This window comes from Archangium sp. Cb G35, from assembly GCF_001896145.1.
GTDB classification, from domain to species: domain Bacteria; phylum Myxococcota; class Myxococcia; order Myxococcales; family Myxococcaceae; genus Archangium; species Archangium violaceum.
Map to the genome: position 1 here is coordinate 1,074,455 of NZ_MPOI01000001.1, position 25,215 is coordinate 1,099,669.

General features: G+C 68.3%; 23 protein-coding genes. 4 read left to right on the forward strand and 19 right to left on the reverse strand.

Features of this window, described 5'->3' with window-relative positions; translation table 11 throughout:
• Positions 1 to 39: 39 nt before the first annotated feature.
• Positions 40 to 2,034, forward strand: coding sequence for a lytic transglycosylase domain-containing protein (locus BO221_RS04460; protein ID WP_073559019.1), 1,995 nt, complete (start codon positions 40 to 42; stop codon positions 2,032 to 2,034).
• A gap of 45 nt (positions 2,035 to 2,079) precedes the next feature.
• Here the strand turns inward: BO221_RS04460 and BO221_RS04465 are convergent, their stop codons facing one another.
• The 8 genes from BO221_RS04465 to BO221_RS04500 all read right to left on the reverse strand — a co-directional run bounded on the left by BO221_RS04465 (position 2,080) and on the right by BO221_RS04500 (position 12,959).
• Complete coding sequence (locus BO221_RS04465; RefSeq protein WP_233165658.1) at positions 2,080 to 2,580, reverse strand: hypothetical protein; 501 nt, start codon at positions 2,578 to 2,580, stop codon at positions 2,080 to 2,082.
• A gap of 115 nt (positions 2,581 to 2,695) precedes the next feature.
• Positions 2,696 to 3,832: a hypothetical protein gene (locus BO221_RS53420; protein ID WP_143195251.1), complete on the reverse strand. Its 1,137-nt coding sequence runs from the start codon at positions 3,830 to 3,832 to the stop codon at positions 2,696 to 2,698.
• A 311-nt stretch (positions 3,833 to 4,143) separates the two neighbouring features.
• Positions 4,144 to 5,898, reverse strand: a complete 1,755-nt coding sequence (locus BO221_RS04475) for an ATP-binding protein (protein ID WP_073559467.1) — start codon at positions 5,896 to 5,898, stop codon at positions 4,144 to 4,146.
• Between the two features lie 72 nt (positions 5,899 to 5,970).
• Positions 5,971 to 8,484: a serine/threonine-protein kinase gene (locus BO221_RS04480; protein WP_073559021.1), complete on the reverse strand. Its 2,514-nt coding sequence runs from the start codon at positions 8,482 to 8,484 to the stop codon at positions 5,971 to 5,973.
• Positions 8,485 to 8,585: 101 nt separating this feature from the next.
• Positions 8,586 to 9,380, reverse strand: a complete 795-nt coding sequence (locus BO221_RS04485; protein ID WP_073559022.1) for a hypothetical protein — start codon at positions 9,378 to 9,380, stop codon at positions 8,586 to 8,588.
• On the reverse strand, positions 9,377 to 10,660 hold the full coding sequence (locus BO221_RS04490; RefSeq protein WP_073559023.1) for an ABC transporter permease: 1,284 nt from the start codon (positions 10,658 to 10,660) through the stop codon (positions 9,377 to 9,379). Before BO221_RS04490 ends, BO221_RS04485 begins: the two co-directional genes overlap by 4 nt.
• Positions 10,657 to 11,352: an ABC transporter ATP-binding protein gene (locus BO221_RS04495; protein WP_073559024.1), complete on the reverse strand. Its 696-nt coding sequence runs from the start codon at positions 11,350 to 11,352 to the stop codon at positions 10,657 to 10,659. Before BO221_RS04495 ends, BO221_RS04490 begins: the two co-directional genes overlap by 4 nt.
• Positions 11,349 to 12,959 carry a hypothetical protein gene (locus tag BO221_RS04500; RefSeq protein ID WP_073559025.1) on the reverse strand — a complete coding sequence of 537 codons (1,611 nt, stop codon included), beginning with the start codon at positions 12,957 to 12,959 and terminating at the stop codon, positions 11,349 to 11,351. Before BO221_RS04500 ends, BO221_RS04495 begins: the two co-directional genes overlap by 4 nt.
• A 178-nt stretch (positions 12,960 to 13,137) precedes the next feature.
• On the opposite strand from BO221_RS04500, the gene BO221_RS04505 reads away from it, so the two are divergent.
• Positions 13,138 to 14,241, forward strand: a complete 1,104-nt coding sequence (locus BO221_RS04505; protein ID WP_083680736.1) for an alpha/beta hydrolase — start codon at positions 13,138 to 13,140, stop codon at positions 14,239 to 14,241.
• Between the two features lie 44 nt (positions 14,242 to 14,285).
• Here BO221_RS04505 and BO221_RS04510 read toward each other — a convergent pair whose 3' ends face one another.
• From BO221_RS04510 to BO221_RS04545, 8 genes are all read right to left on the reverse strand, one after another.
• Positions 14,286 to 14,864: a hypothetical protein gene (locus BO221_RS04510; protein WP_143195252.1), complete on the reverse strand. Its 579-nt coding sequence runs from the start codon at positions 14,862 to 14,864 to the stop codon at positions 14,286 to 14,288.
• Positions 14,865 to 14,877: 13 nt separating this feature from the next.
• On the reverse strand, positions 14,878 to 15,348 hold the full coding sequence (locus tag BO221_RS04515; protein ID WP_073559027.1) for a hypothetical protein: 471 nt from the start codon (positions 15,346 to 15,348) through the stop codon (positions 14,878 to 14,880).
• A gap of 92 nt (positions 15,349 to 15,440) precedes the next feature.
• A complete protein-coding gene (locus BO221_RS04520; protein WP_073559028.1) occupies positions 15,441 to 16,250 on the reverse strand; it encodes a hypothetical protein in 810 nt (269 codons plus the stop codon).
• Positions 16,251 to 16,289: 39 nt separating this feature from the next.
• Positions 16,290 to 17,477 (reverse strand): ABC transporter substrate-binding protein, encoded by a 1,188-nt coding sequence (locus tag BO221_RS04525; RefSeq protein WP_073559029.1) that lies wholly within the window; start codon positions 17,475 to 17,477, stop codon positions 16,290 to 16,292.
• Positions 17,478 to 17,504: 27 nt separating this feature from the next.
• Complete coding sequence (locus BO221_RS04530) at positions 17,505 to 18,239, reverse strand: PspA/IM30 family protein (RefSeq protein ID WP_043391843.1); 735 nt, start codon at positions 18,237 to 18,239, stop codon at positions 17,505 to 17,507.
• 186 nt (positions 18,240 to 18,425) lie between these two features.
• Positions 18,426 to 19,754, reverse strand: a complete 1,329-nt coding sequence (locus BO221_RS04535) for a 5'-deoxyadenosine deaminase (protein ID WP_073559030.1) — start codon at positions 19,752 to 19,754, stop codon at positions 18,426 to 18,428.
• Positions 19,755 to 19,764: 10 nt separating this feature from the next.
• Positions 19,765 to 20,169: a cytidine deaminase gene (locus BO221_RS04540; RefSeq protein ID WP_073559031.1), complete on the reverse strand. Its 405-nt coding sequence runs from the start codon at positions 20,167 to 20,169 to the stop codon at positions 19,765 to 19,767.
• The gene (locus BO221_RS04545) at positions 20,166 to 20,546 is read right to left on the reverse strand and encodes a PilZ domain-containing protein (protein WP_052517835.1); all 381 of its coding nucleotides are present in this window, start codon (positions 20,544 to 20,546) and stop codon (positions 20,166 to 20,168) included. The genes BO221_RS04540 and BO221_RS04545 overlap by 4 nt, the downstream gene beginning before the upstream one ends.
• Before the next feature lie 790 nt (positions 20,547 to 21,336).
• On the opposite strand from BO221_RS04545, the gene BO221_RS04550 reads away from it, so the two are divergent.
• Both BO221_RS04550 and BO221_RS04555 read left to right on the forward strand, forming a co-directional pair.
• A complete protein-coding gene (locus BO221_RS04550; protein ID WP_073559032.1) occupies positions 21,337 to 21,582 on the forward strand; it encodes a hypothetical protein in 246 nt (81 codons plus the stop codon).
• Positions 21,583 to 21,584: 2 nt separating this feature from the next.
• Positions 21,585 to 22,235, forward strand: a complete 651-nt coding sequence (locus BO221_RS04555) for a hypothetical protein (protein ID WP_073559033.1) — start codon at positions 21,585 to 21,587, stop codon at positions 22,233 to 22,235.
• Between the two features lie 13 nt (positions 22,236 to 22,248).
• Here BO221_RS04555 and BO221_RS04560 read toward each other — a convergent pair whose 3' ends face one another.
• The 3 genes from BO221_RS04560 to BO221_RS04570 form a co-directional block, all read right to left on the reverse strand.
• On the reverse strand, positions 22,249 to 23,556 hold the full coding sequence (locus tag BO221_RS04560) for a thymidine phosphorylase (RefSeq protein ID WP_073559034.1): 1,308 nt from the start codon (positions 23,554 to 23,556) through the stop codon (positions 22,249 to 22,251).
• 87 nt (positions 23,557 to 23,643) lie between these two features.
• Positions 23,644 to 24,090 (reverse strand): nuclear transport factor 2 family protein, encoded by a 447-nt coding sequence (locus BO221_RS04565; protein ID WP_073559035.1) that lies wholly within the window; start codon positions 24,088 to 24,090, stop codon positions 23,644 to 23,646.
• Positions 24,091 to 24,223: 133 nt separating this feature from the next.
• Entirely contained in the window at positions 24,224 to 25,111 is an 888-nt protein-coding gene (locus BO221_RS04570; RefSeq protein ID WP_143195253.1) for a hypothetical protein, read from the reverse strand.
• Between the last annotated feature and the right edge of the window lie 104 nt (positions 25,112 to 25,215).

Consider the following 25,215-nt stretch of genomic DNA (forward strand, 5'->3'; position numbering starts at 1 on the left):
ATCAACCCGGCCCCTCCAGCAGCCGGTTCCCAGGTGACCATGCAGTCCTTCAGCCTGATCTTCCTGGTCCTGACGTCCGTTCCGCCCGCCAAGGAGGCGGTGCCCATGCCTCCGCCGCCCTCCGGGATGCGGGTGCTCAGCGCGCAGGACAAGCAGTTGCGGGTGGGGGCCGCCATCATCAAGGCCCAGGAGCCCGAGGCGGAAGTCCCGGTCCAGTCCGCCGAGGAGGTGCTGGAGGACCTGCGCAACGAGGGCACCGAGGCCGCCGACGGCGACGACGAGCCCACGGAGGAGTCCACCGAGCTCGAGGAGATGCGGGCGCTGGAGGGCGCCACGTTGGATCCCGGGGCCCGGCCCAACGCCGAGGTGCTCCAGTCGCTGCGCCGGCTGGGCCTGGCCAACCCGCTGCGCCAGCGCATGCTGGACGCGCTGGAGGAGCCCACCTTCCGCGAGGACGAGGAGCTGGGCGAGCTGCCCCTCATCACCGACCTGTCCAACTTCGACGTGGCGCGGGTGCAGCCCAAGTACGACATCCCGGTGGAGATGCAGCCGCTGGTGGCCCAGTACATCCAGTTCTTCCAGGGCCCGGGCCGCAAGTGGTTCCGCAAGTGGGTCAGCCGCTCCACGCGCTACCTGCCGGTGATGCAGCCCATCCTCGAGGCCCAGGGACTGCCGCGCGACACGGTGTACCTGGCGATGATCGAAAGCGGTTTCTCCCCCACCGCGTACTCGTGGGCGCACGCCTCCGGGCCCTGGCAGTTCATCTCCAGCACCGGCCGCCAGTACGGCCTGCACCAGGACTTCTGGGTGGACGAGCGCAGGGATCCCATCAAGGCCACCTACGCGGCCGCGCGCTACCTGAAGGATCTCTACAAGGAGCTGGGCCACTGGTACCTGGCGTGGGCCGGCTACAACACGGGCAGCAGCCGGGTGCGCCGTCTGGTGGAGCGCCACGGCACGGGTGACTTCTGGGTCATCTCCGCCGAGAAGGGGCTGGCCACGGAGACGAAGCACTACGTGCCCAAGCTCATCGCCGCGGCGCTCATCGCCAAGCACCCCGCGGCCTTCGGCTTCTCCGAGAACGAGTTCGTCTACGAGCAGGCGCTCTCCTTCGACGAGGTGAAGCTCACCGACGCCACGGATCTGGACGTCATCGCCCGGTCCGCGGGCGTGTCCGTGGTGGACATCCAGGATCTCAACCCCGAGCTGCGGCGCTGGTGCACCCCTCCGGCGAGCGCGAAGAACCCCTACGTGCTGCGCCTGCCGCACGGCACGGCCCCGCGCTTCGCGGAGAACTTCCCCCGCATCGCGCCCAAGGATCGGCTCACCTTCCGCATCCACAAGGTGAAGCGCGGCGACACGCTGTCGCAGATCGCCCTCAACTACGGCACGGCGCCCGAGGCCATCCTGCAGATGAACCAGCTCAAGAGCGTGAAGACGCTCCGGCTGAACGCGGAGCTGGTGATTCCGGTGCCGGCCGGCCGTGGCGGGGGCAAGACGGACGGAGAGAGCGCGCTGGCGCGCAAGGTGGCGCAGGCGCGGCGCAGCGGTGTGACGGTGCTGCGCCCCGAGGACGAGGTGCCCGCCGGGACGCCGCGCGGCCCCGTGGCCACCGGCCCCATCAAGACGGAGACCATCAACGGCCGCAAGCGCATCACCTACGGCGTGCAGTCGGGAGACAGCCTGTGGGCCATCGCCCAGCGCTTCCAGGTGAACGTGGACGACGTGCGCAAGTGGAACAGCCTCTCGGTGCGCGCCAGCAAGAAGGCCCTGAAGGTGGGCTCGGTGCTGTACGTGTGGCCGGACAGCGCGCCCAAGCAGGTGGTGGAGCGCGCCGGCACCGTCATCGCCCAGCGCGCCCCGGCCGCCAACGCGGGCCGCCCCGGCACCGTGCACGAGCTGGCCGCCGGTGAGTCCATCTGGAGCGTGGCCCAGCGCTACGGCGTGACGGTGGAGGACATCAAGCGCTGGAACAACATCAAGGACACCACGCGCCTGCCCACCGGTCTGCGGCTCGTGGTGAAGGCCCCGTAGGGAGGCCCGGGGTGAGGGAGCCACTCCCCTACCCCGCCCCGCGTCTCACCCCTCCTCGAGCAGCATCTTCAGCTCGCGGATGCGCCGGGTGACGTGGTCCCGGTCCAACCGGCGGAAGCTCTCGGGCAGTAGCTCGCGGCTGGTGCACTCCTGCACCGCCACCAGGTTCTGCAGCTCTATCTCCAGCGGGTAGCTCGGCGGCACGAAGTCCTCGAAGACGGCCTTGAGGTCCTCCACCGTGGCCTGCTCCCGCCCGTTGGCCAAAGCCCGGAAGCGCGTGCGCACCAGCACCGCCGCCATGTCCGCGCCGCTCAGCTGCCGCGTCCCCGTGGGGATCAGCTCCGAGATGGACGTCACGTCCAGCTTCAGGCCCGTCTTCTTCTGCATCACCTTGAAGAGCTCCTCCCGCTCCGCTTCCGTCTCCGGATAGAAGAGCGCCAGGTGCTCCTCGGCGCGGCCCTGCCGCTTCAGGTCGATGGGCAGCAGGTCCGGCCGGGCCGTCAGCAGGAACCAGACGATCTTCCCGCGGTACACCGTGTTGCCCATGAACGAGACCAGAAAAGATACCAGACACCTAGTACTACTCGGTCAGCTTGGCCGATCTCCAAGGAGGACTTCTCCTCGGAGTTCCGCAGTGCCCCAGAGAAGTGACCGGGTCGTATCAGGGTGAGCTTTTTGAGATCTCCTCCATGATCAGGGCAAGTTCGTCATTCACCATTGCGGTGATTCGAGCAGGCCTAATCTGAAACACAGCTTTGGAATACGCCACCTTCCGCCCCTTGCCTGACTGCTTGAGCGCAATCGCGCAGACTTTCGCACCATCCTCGATGACGATCCCCGCAGGATCGACAGCGATTCCGCTGCTGCTGATGATAGCGGGCGTAGCATCGTCATCTCCGCTCTTGTAGGCACCCTGCGCCAAACTCGGAGTCGTATACATGTGTGGCAAGCCCGCGCCGGTACACTCAGCATCACTTGTCTTAGATCTGCCACCGCTTGTGTCCTTCGTGACGCTGTTGCCGACGCCCGCAGTCTTCCTGACCGCCTCGTACTTGGTCGTCCGGAGGGCACGGACCTCGTTGCGGATTTGGGAGATCCTGACTGCTATGCGATTCTCCTTTTCTTCGTAGCTCAGCGCGGCATCACTCAGCACCATTGTGCGGTAGTTCTGGAGCGCAGTCCGTTTGTCTTGGACGAGGTCTCGCCAACCAGCCACTCCATAGGTGACGCGGTGCCGTCGATCCACTGGCGCTTGCTCCCGTGGAGCAATCTCCTCTGCTGCTTTATTGTCAACCATGGTTATTGCTGCTGGCTGGCCCCCAATTCCCTTGGCCTTTTCTGTCTGAGTGGAAGAGCCGCCGCCTCTTCCGGGGCCAATCTGCTGGCTCAACTCAACAGACTTTAAAGCACCCATGCAGGCACAGAGAACAGCAAACACAAGGAGAACCAATGAACTAATGAGCAAACGCTTTATGTAATGCTGCCTCTGGCTTTGCATCAGGAACTTGAGATCAGCACTTGACTGCAATCGTTTCGTCACCAGGGCTATTCGTTTCTCCTCGCTCTTCAATAGCGCCGCAAGCGCTTCGACTTGGTAGCCTCCACTCTTGATAGAACGAACGAGCGCCAAGACTATGTTGGGAGGAATACCATCCGCCCCCAACGCTACTGCGAGAGAGTCTTCAGCTCTTCGCGACGCCAGCCACACGAAAAGGGCAGCAAACAACGAGATGGCGCCAAATGCCGTAGAGACACCAGCTGCAACGGAGAGCAACGCGGGTAGATTTGTTTGCGTCATTCTCTAATCCCCCTCAAAGTAACTTCTTTATTTAATATAAATTACGTGAGCACACCGGCGCTGAGGCTCGGAAAAGAAAGACAACCAGAAGTGAATCGCCAGAATGGTTCACAGCCGGTAAGGCTCCAGTTGAATCGAAACCAGTCCTACCCGCTGCAGGATGCTTTTCGATCGGCTTGCGCTGGATGGCAGCAAAGCCAGAATTGCTCGATACCCAAGAGCCCGCTCCACATCGTCCCTGTCGAGCGGCAAGAAACTCCTTGCGAAACCGGGCCGGGGTGAGGCGTCCCGCCGCCCCACCCCGACTCACCTCACCCCTCCTCGAGCAGCATCTTCAGCTCGCGGATGCGCCGGGTGACGTGGTCCCGGTCCAGCCGGCGGAAGCTCTCGGGCAGCAGCTCGCGGCTGGTGCACTCCTGCACCGCCACCAGGTTCTGCAGCTCGATCTCCAGCGGGTAGCTCGGCGGCACGAAGTCCTCGAAGACGGCCTTGAGGTCCTCCACCGTGGCCTGCTCGCGCCCGTTGGCCAAAGCCCGGAAGCGCGTGCGCACCAGCACCGCCTCCATGTCCGCGCCGCTCAGCTGCCGCGTCCCCGTGGGGATCAGCTCCGAGATGGACGTCACGTCCAGCTTCAGGCCCGTCTTCTTCTGCATCACCTTGAAGAGCTCCTCCCGCTCCGCTTCCGTCTCCGGATAGAAGAGCGCCAGGTGCTCCTCGGCGCGGCCCTGCCGCTTCAGGTCGATGGGCAGCAGGTCCGGCCGGGCCGTCAGCAGGAACCAGACAATCTTGCCGCGGTACACCGTGTTGCCCATGAACGAGGCGATGGAGCCGAAGATGCGGCTGCTCGTCCCCGAGTCCCCGCCCGAGTCGCGGTTGCCCAGGAAGGTGTCGGCCTCGTCCACCATCACCGCCACGGGCCACAGCGCCTTGAGCAGGTTGAAGATCTTCTCCAGGTTGGACTCGGTGACGCCCTGCCACTGGCTGCGGAAGTTGAGGAACTTCACCACCGGGATGCCAATCTCGCCGGCGAAGCAGGACACCATGAACGTCTTGCCGGTACCCACCGGACCACTCACGAGGTAGCCCATGGGCATCACCTCGATGCGCCCCTTCTTCAGGGCGTTGGCCGCGTGGCGCAGCATGTCCTTGGCCTTGCCGTGGCCCGCCACCGCGTCCAGCGTGTGCACCGGCTCGATGAACTCGAGCAGACCGTGGCACTCGGCCTGGATGAGCTCCTTCTTCTTCTCCTTGAGCAGATCCGTGGTGATGCGCACGTCGCGCTCGAGGGCCTCGGTGAGCACGCGGTCCAGGTTGATGCGGGAGAGGCCCGCCGTCATCTTCGCCAGGCCCGCCAGCGGCACGTCCGACACCGCCGCCAGCTTCTTGCCCTCCAGCTTGTAGCGCACGTACTCCAGCCGCTCCTCCTCGGTGGGCAGGGGCAGCTCGATGGCCGCCACGTACGGGTTGCGCGACAGGCGCTGGGACACGTCCGCCAGGTTCTCCGCCAGCAGCACCACCGACGCGTCACCGCCGAGGAACTGCGGGTCGTGCGCCCACTTCTCCAGCGTGGCCAGGACGAACCGGTCCTCCGCCGACAGGTGGCTCATCTCCCCGCCCGGCACCAGCGTCTCGGCGAAGTCGATGATGAGCGCCAGCGACTTGCCCTCGCTCAGGCGCATCCGCAGGAAGTTCTCCAGAATCTGGAGCGCCCGGGCCGGATCCCTCGGCAGGCTCTTGGCGTAGTCCGTGCCGTAGAGCGCGTCGTAGCCCGCCATGGTCCGCTGGAAATCCTTCTGCGTCTCCGGAGACGCGGAGCGGATGCCCGACGAGCGATCATAGAAGATGACGTGGTCTCGCCCGCCGAAGAGCTCCTCGGACAGGAAGGTGCGCAGGGTGCCGAAGCTCCGGCTGCCGTCCTCCTGGGTGGTGGGCTGAAGGTCCCTCACCGCTCCGTAGAGCAGGAAGGTGCTGACGGTCTTCGTGTAGTACTTCTGGGCCAGCTTCTGGGCCCAACCCGGCAGCCCCGCGAGTGGATCCGCCGCCTCGGCCTTGCGTGACTTGGACACCGACACACCCCTCCCGCCCCCGATGGGGCGCACACGCCCGCCCCAGCCGGGCGGGCGCCTTTCTTTACCGCGCTACTTGCAGCCGCGCTGCTTCTTCAGGCGCCCCTTCACCTGGCCCGCGCTGGGAGACACGTCCAGGACCTCGTCCCCGTGGCAACGCAGCTTGAGGAGCACCTGCTTCACCCCGTTGGGCAGCCGCAGCGTCTTGGGCGTCTCGCCCCACTCCTTGCCACCCGCGAAGATGGTCGCGCCCGGCGGCGAGGACTCCACCTCCAACTCGAAGCCATCCGCCTCGAGCTTGAGCTGCACGTCCGTGGGCTTGTCGCCCGCGGCCGGCGTGACTCGCTCCTGCTTGGGCTTGAAGCCCGGGGCGCTGGCCTCCACCACGACCTCGGTGCCCGCGGTCAGCTCGCCGAAGTAGGTGGAGCTGCTGCCCTTCTCGCGCACCACCTTGCCGTCCACCTTCAGTTCCGCGTCCGGCGGCTGGGTGACGATCACCACGCGCGCCATCTGCACCAGGCGCTCGAGCTTCGCCTCCACCCTCTTGGGCGTCATGCCCTCTTCGATCAGCACCTGCTCGGTGTAGGGGTGGTAGCCCTCGGCACTCACCATCACCAGGGCGGGGCCGGCCTTCACCTCCTGCAGCACGGGCAGCTTGGATGTATCCAGCTCCTGACCACCGAAGCTCACCCGGACCGGTGGCTTCACCTCGGGCGGCACGTTCACGAGCACGTAGCCCATGGGCGGTGGCCGCGACATGAAGAAGCCCAACACCCCCGCCAGCAGGAGCAACAGGGCCGCGCCCCCCACGATGATCGGCGGGAGACGGCGTCCCCCCTTGCCCGGAGCCTGCGCTGACGCGGGAGCGGCCACGGCGGCCAGTGCCGGAGGTGGAGGCGACGAGGCCGCGGCGCCACGCTGGGCAGCGGCGGCGGCCGCTCTCAGTGGCGTGGCCGGCGTGAGCTCCATGGCGTCCGTGGACTCGTCGGGCTCATCCATGAGCGGAGGAGGTGGCGCCGCCGGAGGCCGCGGGCCCGCCACCGCCGGTATGGCCGCCAGCGAGGCCCTCGGCACGATGGACTGCTCGGCCACCGGAGGCTCCGGCCGCACGGCGCGCAGTCCATCCATCGTGTTGCGGCCCTGACGGGCCACGGTGGTGCTCTCCGCGGACGGCGGAGCGGGCGAGAGCGTCGGAATGGACGGCCGCGGCGGCGCCGCCAGACCCGGCGATCTCATGGCCGCCATACGCTGGGCGGGCTGCTCGTCGATGACGGGCGGACGCGGCACCTCCACCGGCGTCACCGTGCGCCCGGGGCCCACGAGGCCCGGCTGCGTGGTGGGCTCGTCGAGGTACTCGGAGCTGCTGACCACCATGGTCGCGCCGGACTCCTCCTCGTCCGGCACCGGCGGCGCCGTGGGCGCGGGCGCCGTCAGCTTGGGCATGGCACCCAGCGTGGGCGCCCGGCGCACACCTCCCAACGAGGGGGTGGCGGGCATCGGAGGCGACACGGGCGCCTGGACCGGCACCGGCGCGCTGGCCGGCGCCTGCGGCGCCCCGCTGAAGCCCATCTCCAGGGCGGCCAGCATCCCCTCGGGGGGCTTGATGTCCGCGTACTCCTGAATCCGCTGCTTCTCGCGCTCCACGTCCTCGGCGAAGGTGGACTTCATGTACTGCATGAGGTCCTTGCGCCCGAAGATGGAGTCCGACGTCAGCAGGAAGCGCTGCAGGTCGTCCCCCAGCTCGTTGGCGTACTGGTAGCGCTCGTCCACGTCGCGCGCGAGCGCCTTGAGGACGATCTTCTCCAACGCCTCGGGGATGCGCCGGTTGTACGTGGAGGGCGGGGCCACCTCGGCCTTGCGCACCTTCTCCAGCACGCTGAAGTCGCTGTCACCCACGAAGAGCCGCTCGCCGGTGAGCATCTCGTAGAGACACACGCCGATGGCGAAGACGTCCGAGCGCCGGTCCAGCGGCATGCCGCGGATCTGCTCCGGGCTCATGTAGCCGAACTTGCCCTTGAGGATGCCGGCCTGCGTCTTGGTGGCCTTGCCCGCCGCCTTCGCGATGCCGAAGTCGATGACTTTGACCTCGCCCTCGAAGGAAATGAGGATGTTCTGCGGCGAGATGTCGCGGTGGACGATGTTGAGGTCCTGGCCCTGGTTGTTCTTCTTGCGGTGGGCGTAGTCCAGGCCCTCGCACATCTTGGAGACCATGTAGGCCACCAGCGGCACCGGAGCGGGCTCGCCCTTCTTCCGGCAGCGGTCGAAGATGGCCCGCATGTCCCGGCCAGGGATGTACTCCATCGCGATGAAGTAGCTGTTGGTGATCTGCCCCAGCTCGTAGATCTGCGCGATGTTGGCGTGGTTCAGCTGGACGCTGATCTTCGCCTCGTCGATGAACATCGAGATGAATTCATCGTCCTCGGCGATGTTGGGGAGGATGCGCTTGATGGCGACGAGGCGCTCGAATCCTCCCGCGCCGAACATCTTTCCGCGCCACACCTCCGCCATACCGCCGATGTTGATGCGGTCCAGGAGGAGATATTTCCCAAACGGGATGGGCTGCCGCTTCGGTTGAGTGGTCGTCACGTGGGTGCGTGGCTCGGTGTTTGAAGGCCGAGCCTATCGACCGCCCCTCCATAGGGTCAACCGCGCGCCGTCCCCCACCCCCAGAACGTCACAAGTCACCCTCAGGGCGTAGGGGCCGGAGCCAGGGCGCCGGCATCCGTTGCCTGGGGGGCCACAGCGGGTTCCTCGGGGGAAGAAGCCAGTGGGAGCTCGAGCGGCACCCCCTCTTCCTCCTCGGGGGGTGTGGGTTGCACGACCGCCACGTGTGGCTGGCCGTCCACGGACAGCACCGCGGGCAGCCCGAAGCGCTCGCCCGCTGGCAGGGCGACCAGGGAGACCCAGGCCGTCTTCCGGTCCGGGGCCACGCAGTAGATGAGCGTCCCCACCGCGAGGCCCGGCGCCTCCCGGACGGGACCCTCACACCCCGGGCGCACCTGGAGCGACCAGGCCGCCGCGCGCTGTCCCCGGACGAGGTACGGGGGTGGATCCAACCCCGCGAGCAGGGACTGGAGTACCGCCGGATCCGACGGGACGGTGCTTCCATCGGACAGCGCCTCGGCCTTCGCCTCGACGTCGCGGAGCACCAGGGCCGCCAGGTCCTCGGAGCGCCTGGGCACCTCGTTCTCGACGCGAATCAGGTCCACGAAGAGGGAGCACAGCAGGAGGATGGGCAACAGCCGGTACCCCTTGAAGTCCTCGCCCCTGCCTCGCACCAGTCCCCACAGGACGACGCCCAGCACCCCCACGGTCGCGGCCAGCACCCCGGCGGGCCACACCACCAGGGGCGGCTCCAGAAAGGCGGACACCTCGGCGCTCCGGGCCCGCAGGGCATCCAGCAGGTCACCCCCATAGAGCCACGCGAGGGCCCCCAGGCTGGCGGCGTTGCCGAGGAGCGTCTTGAGCGAGGGCCGATTCATCCGGCGAGCGTGCGGGCGGGGTCCGTGGCGGCGGCCCGATGGCTGGGGAACCAGGCGCCGGCCACCGCGGCCAGCAGCCCGAGCAGCACGCCCCCCACCACCACGGGCCAGGGGAAGGAGAAGAAGCTCTCGGGCTTGAAGGGGAACTGCGGCAGGTAGGAGACGGCGAGCCGGTCGATGAGCAGGGCCAGCAGAAGCGCGGAGACGGTGCCCAGGAAGCCACCGGCCACGCCCACCACGCCGGCCTCGGCCAGGACGATGTTGCGCACGTCCGAGCGCGAGGCGCCCACCGCCTGCATGACGCCGATCTCCTTGGCCCGCGCGCGCACCGAGGCACTCAGCGCATGGGCGATGTTCACCGCCGCGAGCACGCAGATGAGGATGGACAGCAGCGCCAACGCGGACGTGGTGAGCGTGACGGCCGCGCCCACGTTCTCCGCGAGCCGCCGCTCCTGGTCGTCGATCTCCAGGCCCATCTCCCGCACCGCCGCCATGATGCCCGGCACCGCGCCGGGGCTGGTGGCCACCAGGGTGATGCCCGAGTACGTCTCCGCGTCCTGGCCCATCTCGCGGTTGAGGCGGATGGCGGCGTCCAGGGGGATGGTGACCCCCGCGAGCAGCGCCCGGTCGGAGGCGCCCACCACCTGCACCTGGGACGAGATGACGGCGACGTCGGGCAGCGGGGCGGTCACATAGGAGCGGTTGAAGTCCACCGGGAGGGTGAAGCCCACGAGCAGGCTCGGAGTGAGCGTGGGCAGCTTGCGGGCCGGGGCGAAGGTGTTGTTGTAGATCTCCAACAGCCGCGTGGAGATGAGGCCCGGCAGCGGCTGGCCCGGCCCCGGGTCCACGAACTTGCCGAGCTGTACGTCCCCCTCGACGAGGCCGGGCTCCACGCCCACCGCGAGGACGTCCATGCCCATGCGCATCTTCCGGCCGAAGAAGTCGCCGTTGTAGAGGCTCGCCGCGGGGGCGCGCACGCTCATCTTCCGGTAGAGCTTCTCCACACCGGGCAGCGCCTGGAGCCGCTCCACCATGGGGGTGTCCAGCTTGCCGCCCCCGAGGAACGAACCGAGCGACACCGCGGGAGGCACCACGTCCACCAGCCGCGCGTCGTTGGGGAAGATGCGCTCGCGGATGACGCGGCCCACGCCCAGGCCCAGGCCCACGAAGAAGACGAGCGCCCCCACGCCCATGGCCACGCCGAAGGCGGAGAAGAACGCGCCCCGCCGCTCGCGCGCGAGGCTCAGCCGTACCAGTTGGGACAGCGCCGCCAGCCTCATGACACACCTCCCGCCAGCGCGGGCCGGGTCTCCTCGACGAGCCGGCCCTCCTTGAGGCGCAGCACCCGCCGGGCCGCCGAGCTCATGCGATCCTCATGGGTGACGGCGAGCAGGGTGATGCCCTCGCGGTTCAGCTCCTCGAAGAGCGTGATGACCCCGGCGCCGGTGGCGGCATCGAGGTTGCCGGTGGGCTCGTCACACAGGAGCAGCCGGGGGCCGGTGAAGAGCGCCCGGGCGATGGCCACGCGCTGCCGCTCGCCACCGGAGAGCCGCACCGGGGCGCGGTCCTTCTTGGCCAGCAGGCCCACCCGGTCGAGCAGGGACTCGGCGCGCCTGCGGGCCTCGGGGGACGCGGCGCCGAAGTGCGAGGGCATCAGCACGTTCTCCACCGCGGACAGGTTGGGGATGAGGTGGAAGGACTGGAAGACGAAGCCCACGTGCTGGTTGCGGAAGCGCGCGAGCTCCTTGTCCTTCAGGCCGGACAGCTTGACGCCGGCCACCTCCACGTCGCCCTGGTAGTGCACGTCCAGGCCGCCCAGCAGGTGCAGCAGCGTGGACTTGCCACTGCCGGACGGGCCCACCACGGCGACGAAGTCACCGTCCGCCACGTCGAGCGAGAGCCCATCCAGGACGCGCACCTCGGTGCCGTCCCCATCCCGGTACTGTTTGACGATGTCGCGTGCGCGTATCAATGGGGTGCCAACCAGAGGGTGAGCTCGGCCTGCAGGGCCTTCTCCTTCTCGGAGAGGCCCAGCGTGACCGCGCGGAGGTCATCCGTGGCGTCCAGCCAGCGCACCGTGGTCGCCTTGATGGCGAAGCCGCCAATGCCCCAGGCCTCGGAGGGAAGTGCCTTCACCGCATCGGCGAGGCGCCGCAGGTCCAACACCGCCCCCAGCACCGGCCCCTGGAGCGCCGGGCGCAGGTCCTCGGCCACGGGGCTGGTACCCGCGGGGGCCTTCAGCTTCGTGAGCGCCGCCTCGAGGCGCGACTGCGGCGCAGCGAGCACCACCTTGTCGCCCACCGAGGCGAAGTGCGCGCCCTCTCCCTGCCGGTACGAGGTGAGGTAGACGCGCTGGCCGCTCACGTCCGCGGGCTTCACCTCGGCGCCGAAGCGCTGGGCGATGGGCGGAACCTTCTCCAGCGTGGAGGCGAGGGCCGCCGGGTCCTTCCCCTCCCCCACCACCACCATGTGCACGAAGCGGAAGGGGTTGGTGCGCCGCAGGTCCAACGATGGCACGCCCGCCCCGAGCTGCGCGGTGGGCGCCAGGGACACGCCCGCGACGAGGCCGGGCTCGAGCTTGTCCAGCACCTCGCCCTCCAGGTCGAAGCCGCTCTCCTGCACCGCGCGGGTGACGTAGGGGCCCACGAGGTAGGGCCAGACGCCATCGAGCTGCGCGGGGTCTCCCCGGTAACGGGCCACGAGGAAGCTGTCCTCCGGGAGGTAGCCGCTCAGGTCCGTGGCCTGCTGCGGCACGAGCGCGGCGAGCGAGGCCTGCGTGTCCGGCCACGGCGTATCCACGCGCAGCGTCACCGCGCGCTCGCCCAGCGAGCCCGCCAGGGTGACGGCCTGGGTGGTGCCGGGCGGAATGAGGAAACCCGTGCCACCGGGGAGGAAGGCGTAGAAGTCGCGCTCGGCGGGCAGCCGCTTGAGGGAGTCGTTGAGGAGCGGCTCCGCGACGAGCGACTTCTCCACGGGCAGCGTGGCGTAACCGGAGAGCTGGGACACCATGGCGCCCGCGCCCAGCAGTGCGTAATCGCCGGTGAAGAGGAGCCCCAGCGAGGGTTGCTGCGCACCGGGCCGGGTGAAGGTGACGAGCGTGCCGCCGGGGACCTGCTGCTCGGCGGTCTCCGAGGCGCCGAGCCGGCCCCGGGCGAGCGTGGAGAAGGTCCCCCGGAGGGTCTTCTCGTCCTTCACGCCGAGCACGGAGAAGGCCTGGTTGCCACCGAGCAGGGCCGCGCCCGCGCCACGGCCCGGGGCGATTCCGGCGGCCTCCATGGCATGGCGGCTGCGCAGGTCCACGCCCACCTGACGCATGATGGCGGAGACGTAGGCCTCGGCGGACGAGGCGTTCTGGAGCTGGGCGACGAAGTTGGCCAGCTTGAGGTTCTGGAAGCGGGCGAGCCGCTCGCCGAAGGTGCCGAGATCGGGGACGACGATGGCGGCCTGGGCGCCTCGGGGCAGGAAGCGGGCGGGGTTGGTCGTCTTCACGCCCTGGGTGCCCTGCTTGTCGCCGCAACGGGAGCAACCGGCGAACACGAGGAGTACGAGCAGGAGCCAGGGCGAGGCGCGGCGGAGCATAGGAACGGGAGTGCAGACGGCCCCGGGCCCGGAGTCAAATTCTTCCTGCGGAAGCTTCGCCACGGCCGTCCGGGGGGAGACCTTGCCCTACCCGGAAGCGCACTGGGAGAGTGGGTGATCAACCCGCGCCCCGGCGAGTCCAGGAGGCGGCAATCCCCACGAACAGGCGAGCACTCCCATGTCCGATTCCCTCACGCGCAGGGCAGGCACGCTGGCGGCGATGTTGCTGCTGGCCATGAGCACGGCGGCCGAGGCCACCACCGTCCGGGTCTTCTACGACGTCGGCTACGGCAACCGCATCACCCTCCGGGGCAGCAAGGCGCCCCTGTCGTGGACCACGGGCACGAATGCCACGTGGACCACGGGCAACGCCTGGACGCTGACCTGGTCCAACACGGTGGGCGACGTGGAGGTGAAGCCCCTCATCAACGACGTGACCTGGTCCACCGGCGCCAACTACCGCATCAAGGCCGGCGCCACGGTGGACATCTACCCGTTCTTCGGCCCGGCCTCGGGCCAGCTGCAGACCGTCTCCAACTTCTACTCGCCGCAGTTCGGCAACTCGCGGGCACTCACCATCTACCTGCCCCCGAGCTACTCGGCGAACCCGCTCAAGCGCTACCCGGTGCTGTACGCGCATGACGGGCAGAACCTCTTCAGCGCCGCCCGGGCCACCTACGGCGTCGAGTGGCGCATGGACGAGACGGCCAACTCGCTCATCGGCAACGGCTCGATGGACGAGGTCATCATCGTGGGCATCGACCACGGCGACGCCAACCGCATCTACGAGTACACGCCCTGCTGCGATCCCCAGTACGGCGGCGGGGGCGCGGACAAGCACGAGCGGTTCATCCTCGACACGGTGAAGCCGTTCATCGACCAGAACTACCGGACGCTGTCGGCGAAGGCGAACACGGCGATGATCGGCTCGTCATTGGGCGGGCTGGTGTCGTTCTACATCGGGCGGCGCAACCCGGCCGTCTTCGGGAAGCTGGCGGCGCTGTCGAGCTCGTTCTGGTGGAACAACCAGGCGCTGACGAAGCAGGTGGAGGCCGCGACCACGAAGGTGGCGGTGAAGTTCTACATCGACGCGGGGACGAGCAGCGACGGGCTGACCGAGACGACGCGGATGCGGGACGCGCTGGTGGCGGACGGGTACGTGCAGGGCAACGACCTGTACTACTACGTGGCCCAGGGAGCGGGGCACAACGAGTCCTCGTGGGCGGCACGGCTCAATGTCCCGCTCACGTACCTCTTCCCCTGGCAGAGCACCGTCTACTGAGCGCATGGGGTGAGGGTGCCGCGCCACTCAAGCCGCGAGCACCCTCACCAGATGTCGTCAGTGAAGAGGCAGTGGAGGAGTTTCACCTCTTCGAAGCCCGTGTTGCCGACCTGGAGGTCCGGCACAGGGGTGAAGAGAACGTCGTTGGACAACCGGACGGTCCCGAACGACTCACGAACGAGCGCATCCAGCCTGGCTTCATACGGCAGGTACTCGGGCGGAAGAGGAGGAAACCAACTCTGGTAGCTCGACCGCTCCTCGTCCAGATCCACTTCCCGAGAAGCATGCAGGATGTGTATCGGGGCCAGGATACTCGTGAGCACCACAACGGCTTTCCGCTCCCCCGCGGGAACCTGCGAATCCGGCAGGTAGATACGAACACGGCGGCTCGGGTCGTAGAGAAGACCAGGCAGCTCCCACTGCTTGCATTCAGGAAGCTGCTCGCGAACGCGCTGCCGAAAGGTCTTCCAGCCCGCGTCCTCCTTCTGCGCAGCCAGCCGCGCAGCGGTCAACCGCTTGTACTCCTCACTTTCTCTGTGCCGCGGATCGTCCCCATGAATGCCCGACGGATAATAGTGATGCACGAGTTCAACGAGTGCGTCCGCGGAGAAACGCTCATCCATGCTGTCTTGAACCTCAATCATCAGGGAAGGATTTCGGCTCGAGGCCTGGGGTCATGAACTTCGTCACCCTGACCCCACCGATGTATTCCCTCAGCAGAAGCCTCATCTCATCCCTGAACTGCTTGCAGGCCATGGCGGATACAGTCTCGTTCCCAAGCAAGACCATGCGAGCGGCCCCATTGGCGGATTCCGCCGATCTCCGCTGTGCGGTCTCAGTGGAGATGGGTCGCTTGCCAGTGATACGGGGTACCCCGACCTCGACATCGCACCAGGCCTGCAACGGCCTGCGCCGAGAAATCCGGGACAACAAGATGTTCACCTGAGCCACCTTCCATCCACCCGCCTCCGGCCCCTGCTCGGGTACGATGTCGTGGAACTCGAAGGCAGACGGCGGGATGCTCCCACCGGAGACGGTCGCGCAGCCCTCCAGCAGAAGCGCCATCGTCCCCAGCAGGAACACACGCACCAGCAATGCCCGAGTCATTCTCCTCCCGTGAGCCATGGGCCCTCGGTTGGCATGACACAGGAAACACCCGAGACACGAAACGGCTCACGCCACGCGCTGTCTGGAATCCCTCACCGCACCCGCGTCCCGTGCGGCAGCGGACCCGCGGTCTCCTCGCTGAAGTCGAGGAAGCGCTCCATGTCGCGCACCGTCTCGTCCGTCGCCTGCGCCTCCGCACTGAGCGCGTCGAGTTGCCGGTTGACGCCCTCGGGATCCCGGATGGCGATGGACTGCTCGTGCGTCAACCGCATCAGGTCCTCGATGCTCGCCAACTGGTGACTCACCATCTCGCGGCTCTCCCCCGCCTGCTCGAAGCGCGCCAGCCGCCGCTTGAGGAGCTCCAGCCGCTTCTCCTTCACGTCCTTCAGCCGCGGATTCGTCTCCTGCCCCAGCTCCGACTCCAGCGCGCGCACGTCCTTCTCCAGCGACAGCCGCTCCGAGGAGTTCAGGTACGTGCGGTACTGGTTCAGCGTGGAAATCAGCCGCAGGAACGAGGTGAGCAGCGCGTCCAACCGCTGCTCGCTGCTGGCCGCCAGCACCCGCCCACCGGGCAGCTTCGCGTAGTTGGCGAGGATCTTCTCCTTCAGCCCCACCAGCACCTGGTAGTGCTCGCGCTGCGAGGCGGCCAGCTCCGACAGCAGCGAGTCCACCTGCTGCCGCGCGGCCTCGTCATCCTGTGCCCCCGGCGTACTCGCGCGCACCGCCCGCTGGAAGCGCTTCGAGAAGGGCACCACGCCCAGGTAGAGCGTCTCCACCCCGAGCGCCACCAGCATCGGCAGTGGCTCCCCGGTGAGCGCCGACGAGGCCCCCGCGGTCAACAGCCCGACCAGGTTGGCGGGCAACAGGAGTGCAGCCTTGAAGAAGTTGGGAGTGCGGGCCACGGAAGTCCTCGCCAGGGAGGCGCCTCGCGGACAGAGGGCTCAGGGCCCTCGCGCCTCCGACACGTATTTCAGCGCGCCGAGGTCGCGAGTGTCCTCGGCTGGCGGGGCCGCCGCCGTGCGCCTGATCTTCCGGTAGAGCGCCGAGGCGCTCTGGAAGAGCTCGTCATAGGTGACGGGCGCCTCGCCGGAAAGCCCGAAGAAGGCCCGATTGTCCGCCAACGTGGCCGGAGGGGCACTCCGGATGGCCTCGGTGGGGTCTCCCAGGTAGGGCGCCACCTCGCCCAACAGCCGCGCCCCGGGCCCCGGGTCCTTCTGCACATTGGCCCCCGCGTCCAGCAGCCCGCGGATGACACGGCGGACCGCGTCCGGGTAACGCGCGGCGTAATCCCCTCGGGCCACCAGCACCGTGGCCACCAGGTGGGGCGCGTCCGCCGTGGTGGCCAGCACCGCGCCGCCCCGATCCCTCGCCGCCAGTTCCACATCGCCCCAGAGTCCCGCCACCGCGTCCGCCCGGCCCTCGCGCAGGGCCCGGCCCGCGTCCAGCGTGGAGGGCAGGTCCACCCACCGCACATCCGTCATGCGCAGGCCCGCGCGCGACAGCACCCACAGCGCGAAGTAGTACGAGGCGCCCGAGGTATACACCCCCACCCGCTTGCCCCGCAGCGAGGCCAGGTCCGGCACCCCCACCGCCGCCAGCGCCTCCTGCCCTCGACTGCGCCCCAGCAACATCACCGTGCGCGGCGCCGCGTCCCGCAGCGACGGCAGCCACGCCGCCAGCCGGTCCACGGAAATGGCCGCCATGTCCACCCCGCCGTGCTCCGCGCCCACCGCCAACGCCTGCCGCAGCTCCTCGTCCGTGGGGAAGACGACGGCCCGCGCGTCCATGGCGTAGGCCGTCTTCAGCAGGCCCTGCGCCGCGCCCGCCGGCACCGCGGGGTTGTCCAGCGTCGAGGCCCCACCCGTGGCCAGCAGCAACGACGCCGCCGAGCCTCGCGCGGTGAAGCCGATGAGCGTGGGCCTCAGGGGCACCGAGGCCAGGTCCGCCACCGGTGCCGCCACCCCCGCGGGGAAGTCTCCCGGGGAGAGGCGCACCGCCTCCTTGGCCGCCGGGAAGAAACGCGCCTGGAGGCGGTCCAGGTACCCCAGCCGCGAGGCCAGCAGGTACAGCGCCCCCAGGACACACAACGCCAGGAACGGATAGAGGCCGGGTCCGCGTCGCAACGCCATCAGCTCGGCCTCCTCCGTTCCACGGGACTACTTGATCTCCACCTTCTTGCCGATGGTCTTCTCCGTGCCGCCACCCACCTCGGACACCGGCGCGGGGCTCTGGAGACCCATCTCCATCTTCATCTGCTTCACGAGATCCATGGCCTGGAGGCGCTCGGCGTCCTCCTCGATCTGCACGGCCTGGTGGTCCACCGACTCGAGCGCCATCTGCATGCGCGCCTCGTTGACGGCGGCCTTCTCGTTGACCTTGCGCACCATCTCGTCGTGCGTGGCGTCGATGCCGGCCACCTGGAAGGACTCCATGGCGTCGGCCACCTTGGACTGCCACTGCGCACGCCGCGCGTCGCGGATGGCGTTCATCGCCTCCTGCGTCTTGCGGTCCTTCTCGCGCATGAAGGCCTTCTTCAGGTTCAGCGACTTCTCGTAGGCCTGCTTGGCCGTCTCGAGCTGCTGCTCGTTGCGCTCCAGCGCCGCCTTCTCCGTCTGCAGCTTGGTGGCGTACTGCGCCGCCAGGTCGTCACGTCCCGCCTGGATGGCCGCCTTCACCTTCGCCGTCAGGTCGCGGATGTCGTTCTTGTACTTGACGTTCTCCTTCTCCAGGAGCGTCAGGTTCGCCCGCACCATGGCGATGGACTCGTTCATCTTCGGGACCTGATCGTTCAGGTCACGGATGTTCTGCTCGAGAATGAGCTCCGGGTCCTCGATGGAGGAGACGAAGAAACCGAAGAAGCTGCGCATTGCCCTTGTGAACCGGTTCCACATGGCCGGGGTCTACCTCCTGCGAATTCGAGTCTTGTGGGGACCTTACACCATCCCACCGTATTCCACGTATGACGAATGCCTGGGGCCTACGCTCGGCGAACAGTGCCCATTGCCAGAGAACACTCGCCGGGCCCCGCTGGTACGCTCGGAGTGCGAGCAGGCCCTACCCGTGACGGATTCGTGGCCTCAGCGGACCCGGGCGGTGATGCGGGCGGAGTGCTGCCGGGCGCTCGAGGCCACGGAGGCCGCGTCCAGGGTCAGGAGGGCACGGTCCTTGAGGACGGGCTTGCCGTCGATGAGGACGTGGACCACGTCGGTGGAGCGGGCGGCGTAGACGAGCGGGGAGAGCAAGTCCCGGGGGTCGGCCGGGGTGGCGTGGAGGCCGGAGAGGTCCACCACGGTGATGTCCGCGCGCTTGCCCTCCTCGAGCGAGCCCAGCTCCGCCTCCATGCCAATGGCCCGGGCCCCGCCGAGCGTGGCCATCTCCAGCACGCGCTCGGGCGGCATGCTCCGGGGGCCTACCCGCGGCTTGTGCAGCAGCGCCGCCAGCCGCATCTCCATGAACATGTCCAGGTTGTTGTTGCAGGGCGCGCCGTCGGCGCCGAGGCACACGGTCACGCCCGCGTCCAACAGCTCGGGCACCGGGGCGAAACCCGAGGCCAGCTTGAGGTTGGAGCTGGGGCAGTGGCACACCACCGTGCGCGTGTCGCGCAGCACCTTCTGCTCCGCCTCGGTCAGCCACACGCAGTGGGCCAGCGTCACGTGCGGGCCAGTGAGACCCAGCTCGTGGAACCAGGCCACGTTGTCCCGGCCGGTGAGGTCGCGCACCGCCTGGACCTCCGAGCGGTTCTCGCTGGCGTGGGTGTGGATGCGCACGCCCTTCTCCCGGGCCAGGCGCCCCACCTCGCGCATCAGCTTCTCCGTGCACGAGAGGACGAAGCGCGGCGCGAAGGCGTAGCGCAGCCGGTCCCCGTGGGTGCCATGCCAGCGCTCCAGCAGCGCGAGGCTCTCGGCCAGCGAGGCCTCGGTGGACTCGTGCAGCCCGGTGGGCACGTCGGGCGCGTCCATCATCGCCTTGCCGCCGGTGAGCCGGAAGCCACAGTCGCGGGCGGACTCGAAGACGGCGTCGTAGTGACGCACCGAGCCCATGTCGAGCGCCGCCGTGGCCCCCGAGCGGATGAGCTCCGCGAAGGTCAGGTCCGCCGAGGCGCGCATGGAGTCCGCGTCGTGCGCGGCCTCGAAGGGCCAGATGCGCTCGCGCAGCCAGTCCAGCAGTTCCAGCCCGTCCGCCCGGTTGCGGAAGAGCGTCTGACAGGCGTGCAGGTGGCCGTGGATGAGGCCGGGCAGCACCACCTTGCCGGCGACGTCCAGCACGCGCAGACCAGCGCCCCGGGTCCGGATGTTGCGTCCCACCCGGGCGATGCGCCCATCCTGGATGAGGACATCTGCCTCCGCGAGCACCTCGCGCTCGCGGTTCATGGTCACGACGGTGCCGTTGGTGAGGAGCAGATCCACGGACCGCACTCTAGAGGAAATCGCTGGTGAAGGCGTGGGGGAGAAGCTCTCCGAGGGAGTAGCGCGCCTCATCACCCTTGAGGTTGCGGCTGCGCACGGGCATTTCCTTCGGGGCGAACTCCAGCATCACCTGCCGGCACATGCCACAGGGCGGGCATGGGGTGGGCGTGTCCACCACGATGGCCACCGCCACCGGCTTGCTCCGGCCCTGGGCCACTCCGGCCGCGAAGGCACCGCGCTCGGCACACACGGAGAGTCCGTAGGAGGAGTTCTCCACGTTGCAGCCCGTCACCACCGAGCCATCCGCGTAGAGCACCGCCGCGCCCACCGGGAATTTCGAGTACGGGGCATGGGCGCGATCCCGGACCTTCTTCGCCGCCTCGAACAGCTGCTCCCAGGGAATGTCCGCGCTCATGAACCGCCTCCCCCTCTGGACTCCGCCAGCTCGAGGTCATCGAGGTAGCGGGCGATGAGCATCTCGGTCTCCATGGGCAGATCCAGGAAGCGCACGTGCGCCGAGGAGCCGCGCGAGCCGTGGGCCACGTGGAGGACCTGACCGCGGACCTGGAGCTCCTCGGTGGAGCCGGGCAGCGTGAAGCGAGCCTCCACGTTCATGCCCACCGACAGGGACGTGCCGAACCAGGCGAAGCCCCCGAGCGAGATGTTGCCCTCGCGAGAGTCGAACGCCTGGGACGAGCCCTCCCGCCGCACGCGGATGCGCATGGGAACCCGGGGAGATTCCCGCCGCTCATCCGCCCGCCGCTGGCCATCGTCCTTGGACTGCTCACTCATGCCTTGCTCGCTCCCGCGCGGGCTACCGCCCCCCATCATACCTACACTCGCGCCCTTGGCACGGACTCAGGTGATCAGGTGTGGAATGGGCGACCACCGGACGCTCACAGGCAGGGCCTGGAGGCCGCATTCCCCCCTGAGAGCCCGCCCGGATGACCCGGAAGCCGCCGTACCATCCCGCCGCAGCCGTATGGGCGCGAAGCGAAGGGGCATGCGATGACCCACCGTGGATGCGGGTGGATACTGGCAATGATACTGCTGGTCCAGGGATGCGCCACGGCTCGAGGTCATTTCGAGAGCGCCCACCTCCCAACTCCAGGAGCATTGTCACCGGGAAGGACGACCGGCCTCATCATCCGCCACGGAAACCCGCCCTCGTCCGAGGAGTCGAGGACCCAGGATGAGGCACGTCGAGCCGAACTCGAGTGGGCACTGGCACAGATGTGGGGAGTCGCCAGTCGTGAAGAGCGGGTCGGCACGAGACTGGAGTTCACCTTCTGGACCGAAAACGGGGCACTCACCCTGCTGTCCTGGCAACAAACCACCACCGGAGGCGAGGCACCATCGCTGGTGGACGAGAAGTCCTTCACGCAGGACCTGAGAAGATTGCTCGGCCTGCTCACCGAGCAGCGCAACGGCGGCATCTCCTTCACCCTGCACCGGGAAAGTCACCGCTGGCGAATCGATTATGAGGCGGTCTCGGTGGCGGTGCCTCCAGAGGCGAGACCGCAACCCATGCGGCGCACGGGCTACCCGGCCCGCAGTCGACATCAACAACAAAGCCAACCTCGTGGGCATCGCCAAACCCGTGCATCAAGCCATCAACAGGATGTGGAACACGTTCCGCCCCCCGCCCGGCACTCCAGCCACCACCGAGCAGGTCGAGCACATGGTCGGACTGGTCGACCGGCACTTCGGCCGCTGGTACGACAAGGTGTACGACTCCAGTATGTCAGGTGCACTCGATGCAGCCGAACAGGCCGCATTCGCGGAGGTCTCCGCACTGCTCACCCGCCTGGGCAGAGGAGCCAGGTAGCCATGAAAGCCGACACCCCACTGCCCGGCCTGGAACGACTGATGGACGTGTGCCGGAAACACGGCCTCCCGCTGGAGACATCCACCCCGGAGCCAACCGCGCCGGGCTCGGGACAGCTGTTCCTGGGTTCCCCCTTCGACCCCATGCTCGCTGCCGCCTATAGGCGTCTGGGGAGCGCAGTACTGGGGGATTTCCTCCTCTACACGCCCGGCCCACACGAGGACGGCCTCGCCAGAATCAACGAAGGACTTCGCCGGAACGACGCGGAGCCGTTTCGTTCATCCCTCGTCTTCGGACAAGAGCCCAGCCTGGCCTATTACTACGGCACAGTGCCCCTTCTGGCCGACCCTCGGGGCGTCCAGCCGGTCATCTATATCGACGCTCACGACCAGATGTTCGTCCTGCCCGTCGCGTCCAGCGTTGACCGCTTCTTCGACCTCTTCGCGAGGTATCTCGAAGCCGTGGCGGTGGACCCCCAATACGTGGAGGAGCACCACTCCAGCATCGCGTTCCCGTGGGACATCCCCGAGCTCGTCGCCCGGGACGAGCCCCTGGTCCGAATGGTGGAAGCCCTCCGCTTCGACTTCCTGCTCAAGGGTGACGAGCACACCCGGAACTGGCTTGCCCGGGTGCGTCAGTACGCGCGGAGCTGAGGACGTTGTCCCACTACTCCAGCCGCTCGATGACCAGCGGCCGGGGAGCGGGGGCCTTGGGCCCGAACTGGTACGCCCTGGTCAGGCGCGCCTTCACCTCCTCCAGCGGGGCCGGGTCGTTGTAGTGCACCCGCACCACGGGCTCCCCCGCCTTCACGGGCTCGCCCTCCTTGCGCAGCAGCGTGAAGCCCACGGCGGGGTCGATGATGCTGTCCACCCGCTGCCGCCCGGCCCCCAGTGCCACCGCCGCCAGGCCCACCGCCTCCGTGTCGATGACGGTGACGAAGCCATCCTGGGGCGCCAGCACCACGTCCACCGTGGCGCGAGCCTGGGGCAGCCGCGTGTAGTCTTCGATGGCGCGCGGGTCTCCCCCCTGCGCCTGGACGATCTCCTTCAGCTTGCGCACCGCGCTCCCGTCCGCGATGACCTTCTCCAGCATCGACCGCGCCTCGGCGATGGAGGCCGCCTTGCGGCCCAGCACCAGCATCTCGGCGGTGAGGGCCATCGTCGCCTCGGTGTAGTCCGCCGGCGCCCGGCCATGCAGCATCTCCACCGCCTCGACGATCTCCAGCGCGTTGCCCACTGCCCGGCCCAGCGGCTGATTCATGTCCGTGAGCAGCGCCGTCACCTTGCGGCCCATCTCCGCGCCGATGCCAATCATCGTCCGGGCCAGCGTGCGCGCGTCCTCCACCTTCTTCATGAAGGCCCCGCTGCCCACCTTCACGTCCAGCACCAGGGCATCAATCCCCTCCGCCAGCTTCTTGCTCATGATGGAGCTGGCGATGAGCGGAATGCAGTCCACCGTGGCCGTCACGTCCCGCAGCGCGTAGAGCTTCTTGTCCGCCGGGGCAATCGCCTCCGTCTGGCTGATGAGGCAACACCCCACCTCGCGCACCAGCCGGCGGTACTCGGGCACCGCGATGTCCATCCGGAAGCCGGGAATGGACAGCAGCTTGTCCACCGTCCCACCGGTGTGCCCCAGGCCCCGGCCCGAAATCATCGGCACCGGCACCCCACAGGCCGCCGCCAGGGGCGCCAGGCTCACCGACACCTTGTCCCCCACCCCACCCGTGGAGTGCTTGTCCACCTTCACGCCCGGTGTATCCGACAGGTCCACCACCTCGCCGGACCTGAGCATGGCCTGGGCCCATGCGCTCAGTTCCACGGAGTCCAGCCCCCGGAAGAAGACCGCCATGCACAGGGCGGACATCTGATAGTCCGGCACCTGCCCCGACGTGTACGCCTCGATGAACGCGCGGATGTCCTCGGGCGCCAGCCGCTGACCATCCCGCTTGGCCTTGATGAGCTCGTAGGGTCTCACGGGAACAGCCCATAGCAGGAAGCAGGGCGGGCGTGTACGCCATCCCGCCATCCATCTGCTAGGTGACGGGGTCCGGGTCCACCCGGCTCAGTGGATGGAGTGGACCGGCTCCACCGGCTCGTTGGTGGACGGGACACCCGGGGCGCGGAAGGCCTCGTCGAAGGCGTTCTGGTCGAAGGGCAGCTCGTCGAAGGACACGAGCTTGCCATTCTCGATGCGGTACACGTGGAGCAGCCGCACCTCGTAGGACTCCCCGCCGTCCTCACGGGTGAGGGTATCGCGCAGGAACACCACGCCGCGCGTGTCATCGGCGAGCACCCCCTCGATGTTCATCCGCAGCGACGGGCCCGCCACCTGCCCGAGCTTCATGGCGATCCGCGCCAGGCCCGCGCCGTCGTATTCGCCCGAGAGCACGTTGTCGCCACGGAAGCGAAACCGGATGTCCGGCGAGCAGAGCGCGAGGACTCCCGCGAGGTTGCCCCGGCCGAACTCGGTGTAGACGGCGCGAATGAGCTGCTCATGAGGATGGGCCATGACACTCCTCCCTGCGGGTGGCGCGGAGCACCACCGGTTCTCGGGAAGGAGTCCCCCTCGCGTCCTTTGTGAGCGGACCCCGGGCGGGCAACCACCCGGCCAGACGTCTGGCCGCGGGCTCATGCGACGAGCATCAGCGCTCCGTGCCGCAGCCCGTCTCCTCCTGGACTGGGTATGCCGACTTCTTGTCCTCACGCACGTACTCCCGGTCCCCGGAGAAGAGATCGGGACTGCTCAAGCGCACCAGGCCCCTGGACGCATCCACCTCCGTCCACGTCACCGTCTCGGTGTTGCCGCTCTCGTACGTCAGCGTCAGCGAGGAGCTCCCCGCCACCGCGCCGGCCTGGAGCCCGGTGACCTTCGTGAGCGCCGTCTCCTGGCCGAGCTGGACCTCCAACTCCCCCTTGGCGGGGCGGACGGTGAAGCTCCGGGTGTGGGCATCGCAGGGCTTCTTGATGACGAGTTCCTTGCCCTTGCGCGTCAGGGCGATCCACGTCCCCGCGAAGGGTTGGAGCTGCTCCGCTTTGACTGACTGGAGGCTCGCGGGGGTGGCGCGCTCTCGCGGACACTCCAGGTGCTTGCGCTCGAGCAGACCCACCGTCGTCTTGCGCGAGCCCTGGAAGCGAGCGGGGACCCGGGCCGGCTCGGAGCCGGGAACGAACACCTCCACCTTGTCCCCGGTCACCACGTACGCCTTGCGAGGGGTGGGAGCCGCTTCCGAGTCGAAGAAGTACGCCCTGGGCGCCTTGAGCGCGCAGACGATGGGGCTTCGCACCCCGCTCCGGTCGAAGGATTCCTTGCCAGGCCATCCCGCCCCACAGCAATCCGAGGTCTTCCCCTGAAGGATGAGCCGCGTGGGCTCGACACTCAGGCTCCACTTGTCCGAAGGCTCGGAGCCCTGGAGCGTCCAACGGCTCCCGGACTTCTGCTTCACCACGAGCGAGCACTCGCAGGTACCCACGCTGGCGCCCTGCGGGAACACCGCCTCGTAGTACACGCGTGTCTCATTATCGCCTTCCAAGACAATGAGAGTTCCCCCCTCCTGCTCGTAGCGGCCCGTCAACGGCGCCGCCGCCTGGGCCATCGCGAGCGCACCAGGCAATAGGGAGAGCAACACCAACGCTG